A 3,891-nucleotide genomic window follows, 5' to 3' on the forward strand; every position below is an offset into this window, starting at 1 on the left:
GTTTAAAAACATTCTGTTTCGTTGTTTAATAACCACCGTTTCGTTTGAATTCCGGCACAAGATTTACAACCGATAAGGTAACGCAAGCATGAACACTGCTATTTTCCGTTTCTTTTTTTACTTTAGCGCCTGACTCAGGAAGGCTTTCGCGCGTAAGAGAAGAAACGAAAAGTAGCGCCTAAGCCTCCCTCGTGGAGGCTTTTTTGTATCTGTGCTTTATACAACTAAGGTTCAGGGTCAAAATCGCGCCCCTGATTAATCACGGTTATTTTACATCGGGCCATATTGGCCAGAAGAAGAGGAAAGCAATGCCACATCTCGCAGAACTGGTTGCCAATGCCAAGGCAGCCGTAGAGAGTGCTCAGGATATCGCCGCACTGGATAATGTGCGTGTCGAATATCTGGGTAAGAAAGGCCACCTGACACTCCAGATGACAACCCTCCGTGAATTACCAGCGGAAGAACGCCCGGCTGCGGGTGCAGTCATCAACGAAGCGAAAGCGCAGGTTCAGGAAGCCCTGAACGCGCGTAAAAATACGCTGGAGTCCGCCGAACTGAATGCCCGTCTGGCTGAAGAAACGATTGATGTTTCCCTGCCTGGTCGTCGTATCGAAAACGGTGGGCTGCACCCGGTGACCCGTACTATCGACCGCATTGAAACTTTTTTTGGTGAGTTAGGTTTTACCGTGGAAACCGGCCCGGAAATCGAAGATGACTATCACAACTTTGATGCCCTGAACATTCCAGGTCATCATCCGGCCCGTGCCGATCACGATACTTTTTGGTTTGATGCCAAGCGCCTGCTGCGTACACAAACTTCTGGTGTTCAGATCCGTACAATGAAAGACCAGCAGCCGCCGATTCGTATTATCGCGCCGGGCCGCGTTTATCGTAACGATTACGATCAGACGCACACGCCGATGTTCCATCAGATGGAAGGTCTGATTGTCGATAAAGGCATCAGTTTTTCCAACCTGAAAGGCACATTGCACGATTTCCTGAATAACTTCTTTGAAGCTGATTTGCAGATCCGTTTCCGTCCTTCCTATTTCCCGTTCACTGAGCCTTCCGCAGAAGTGGATGTGATGGGCAAGAATGGTAAATGGCTGGAAGTGCTGGGTTGCGGCATGGTGCATCCGAATGTACTGCGCAACGTGGGCATTGACCCTGAAGTATATTCCGGTTTTGCCTTCGGGATGGGGATGGAACGTCTGACAATGTTGCGCTATGGCGTGACTGACCTGCGTGCATTCTTCGAAAACGATCTGCGTTTCCTCAAACAGTTTAAGTAAGGCGGGAATATCACATGAAATTCAGTGAACTCTGGTTGCGTGAGTGGGTAAATCCAGCCATCAGCAGCGAAGCGTTATCAGACCAAATTACCATGGCCGGCCTGGAAGTTGATGGCGTTGAGCCAGTGGCAGGCGCATTTAATGGCGTGGTTGTCGGTGAAGTTGTCGAATGCGGTCAGCATCCTAATGCCGATAAACTGCGTGTTACGAAAGTCAATGTGGGCGGCGATCGTCTGCTGGACATCGTTTGTGGTGCGCCAAACTGCCGTCAGGGCCTTAAAGTTGCAGTAGCAACAGTCGGCGCTGTATTGCCGGGTGATTTTAAAATTAAGGCCGCAAAACTGCGTGGTGAACCTTCAGAAGGTATGCTGTGCTCATTCTCCGAATTAGGTATTTCAGAAGATCACGACGGTATCATTGAACTGCCACTGGATGCGCCAGTCGGTACTGATATCCGCGAATTCCTGAAACTTGATGACACCACAATTGAAATCAGCGTAACGCCAAACCGTGCCGATTGCCTGGGTATCCTCGGCGTGGCGCGTGATGTTGCAGTGATTAACCAGTTGCCACTGGTTGAGCCGGAAATGAACCCGGTCAAGGCAACGATTGATGCCACTATTTCCATTGATGTGCAGGCCCCACAAGCGTGTCCGCGCTATTTGGGTCGCGTAGTGAAAGGCATTAACGTTAAAGCGCCAACGCCACTGTGGATGCGTGAAAAACTGCGTCGTTGTGGTACGCGTTCTATTGATGCCGTGGTGGATATCACTAACTACGTGTTACTCGAACTCGGTCAGCCAATGCATGCGTTTGATCTGAACCGCATCAGCGGCGGCATTGTAGTACGTATGGCCCGGCCAGGCGAACCGCTGACCCTGCTCGACGGTACACAGGCGAAACTGGCAGAAGATACGCTGGTCATTGCGGATCACGAGAAAGCGCTCGCCATGGCCGGTATTTTTGGTGGCGAGCATTCCGGTGTGAACGATGAAACGCAGGATGTCCTGCTGGAGTCTGCTTTCTTCGCGCCACTGTCGATCACAGGCCGTGCACGTCGCCAGGGTTTGCACACAGACGCATCACATCGCTATGAACGTGGTGTTGATCCGAAGTTGCAATTCAAAGCCATCGAACGCGCCACTGCGTTGTTGCTGAGCATCTGCGGCGGGGAAGCGGGGCCGGTTATCGACGCCACTTCCGAAGCGGATTTGCCGAAAACGGCAACCATCATTCTGCGTCGTGAAAAACTGGATCGCCTGATCGGGCATCACGTTGAAGATGCACAGGTGACTGACATTCTGACCCGCCTTGGGTGCCAGGTTCAGCATCACGCCGACCACTGGGTAGCTGTCGCACCAAGCTGGCGTTTCGATATGCAAATCGAAGAAGACCTGGTGGAAGAAGTTGCGCGTGTTTACGGCTACAACAATATTCCTGATGTCCCGGTTAAAGCCAGCCTGGTGATGACCAAACACCGTGAAGCGAACCTTTCGCTGAAACGTGTGAAAAATCTGCTGGTTGACCGCGGTTTCCAGGAAGCGCTCACTTACAGTTTTGTCGATCCAAAAGTGCAGGCTCTGCTGCATCCGGGCGAGGACGCGCTGATTTTGCCTAGCCCGATTTCGGTGGAAATGTCCGCTATGCGTCTTTCCCTGTGGTCAGGTTTGCTGACTTCAGTGGTAAATAACCAGAATCGTCAGCAAAGTCGCGTACGTTTATTTGAAAGTGGCCTGCGCTTTGTCCCTGATACGCAAGCCGATTTAGGTATCCGTCAGGACGTCATGCTGTCTGGGGTGATCTCCGGCACCAAAAATGAAGAGCATTGGGATCTGGCGCGTCAGGCAGTTGACTACTACGATTTGAAAGGTGATCTTGAGGCTATTCTTGAGCTTACCGGCAAAATGAACAATGTACAGTTCAAGGTGGAAGCGAATCCTGCGTTGCATCCCGGGCAAAGCGCTGCGATTTATTTACACGGCGAACGTATTGGTTTCATTGGTGTAGTACACCCTGAGCTGGAACGTAAACTCGATCTTAATGGTCGTACCGTCGTCTTCGAACTGTTGTGGAACAAGGTCGCAGACCGCGTACTGCCTGATGCGAAAGAGATTTCTCGCTTTCCGGCGAACCGTCGTGACATTGCTGTTGTAGTGGCCGAAAACGTGCCCGCAGACGATATTTTGGCAGAGTGCAAGAAAGTTGGCGCAAATCAGGTAGTTGGCGTAAACTTGTTTGATGTGTACCGTGGCAAGGGCGTAGCTGAGGGTTATAAGAGCCTGGCTATTAGTCTGGTGTTGCAGGATACCGGCCGTACACTGGAAGAAGAGGAGATCGCCGCTACCGTTGCAAAATGCGTAGAGGCTCTAAAACAGCGATTCCAAGCATCCTTGAGGGATTGAACCTATGGCGCTTACTAAAGCTGAAATGTCAGAACACCTGTTTGAAAAGCTGGGGCTGAGCAAACGGGATGCCAAAGACCTTGTTGAAATATTTTTCGAAGAAGTACGTCGTGCTTTGGAAAATGGCGAACAAGTAAAACTGTCTGGCTTTGGCAACTTTGATCTGCGTGACAAAAACCAACGTCCGGGACGTAACC

At 51.0% G+C, this 3,891-nt stretch carries 4 protein-coding genes and 1 other annotated feature; all 4 genes read left to right on the forward strand.

What is annotated here, in order from left to right; all coding sequences use genetic code 11:
* Positions 1 to 83 precede the first annotated feature (83 nt).
* Positions 84 to 208 (forward strand) — a sequence feature (Phe leader region).
* Positions 89 to 133: a pheST operon leader peptide PheM gene (gene pheM, locus J1785_RS02765; RefSeq protein ID WP_133845469.1), complete on the forward strand. Its 45-nt coding sequence runs from the start codon at positions 89 to 91 to the stop codon at positions 131 to 133. It overlaps the preceding feature by 45 nt.
* A 100-nt stretch (positions 209 to 308) precedes the next feature.
* On the forward strand, positions 309 to 1,292 hold the full coding sequence (gene pheS / locus J1785_RS02770; RefSeq protein ID WP_129951734.1) for a phenylalanine--tRNA ligase subunit alpha: 984 nt from the start codon (positions 309 to 311) through the stop codon (positions 1,290 to 1,292).
* A gap of 14 nt (positions 1,293 to 1,306) precedes the next feature.
* Complete coding sequence (gene pheT / locus J1785_RS02775; protein WP_217218757.1) at positions 1,307 to 3,694, forward strand: phenylalanine--tRNA ligase subunit beta; 2,388 nt, start codon at positions 1,307 to 1,309, stop codon at positions 3,692 to 3,694.
* A gap of 4 nt (positions 3,695 to 3,698) precedes the next feature.
* The coding region (locus tag J1785_RS02780; protein WP_217218758.1) for an HU family DNA-binding protein at positions 3,699 to 3,891 on the forward strand (193 nt) is incomplete at its 3' end.

It is taken from the genome of Rahnella perminowiae, assembly GCF_019049755.1.
GTDB classification, from domain to species: Bacteria; Pseudomonadota; Gammaproteobacteria; order Enterobacterales; family Enterobacteriaceae; genus Rahnella; species Rahnella perminowiae.

Bases quoted from the DNA above. Each gene is read 5' to 3' on its own strand.
- pheS (WP_129951734.1), top strand. From the start codon at position 309: ATGCCACATCTCGCAGAACTGGTTGCCAATGCCAAGGCAGCCGTAGAG.
- pheT (WP_217218757.1), top strand. From the start codon at position 1,307: ATGAAATTCAGTGAACTCTGGTTGCGTGAGTGGGTAAATCCAGCCATC.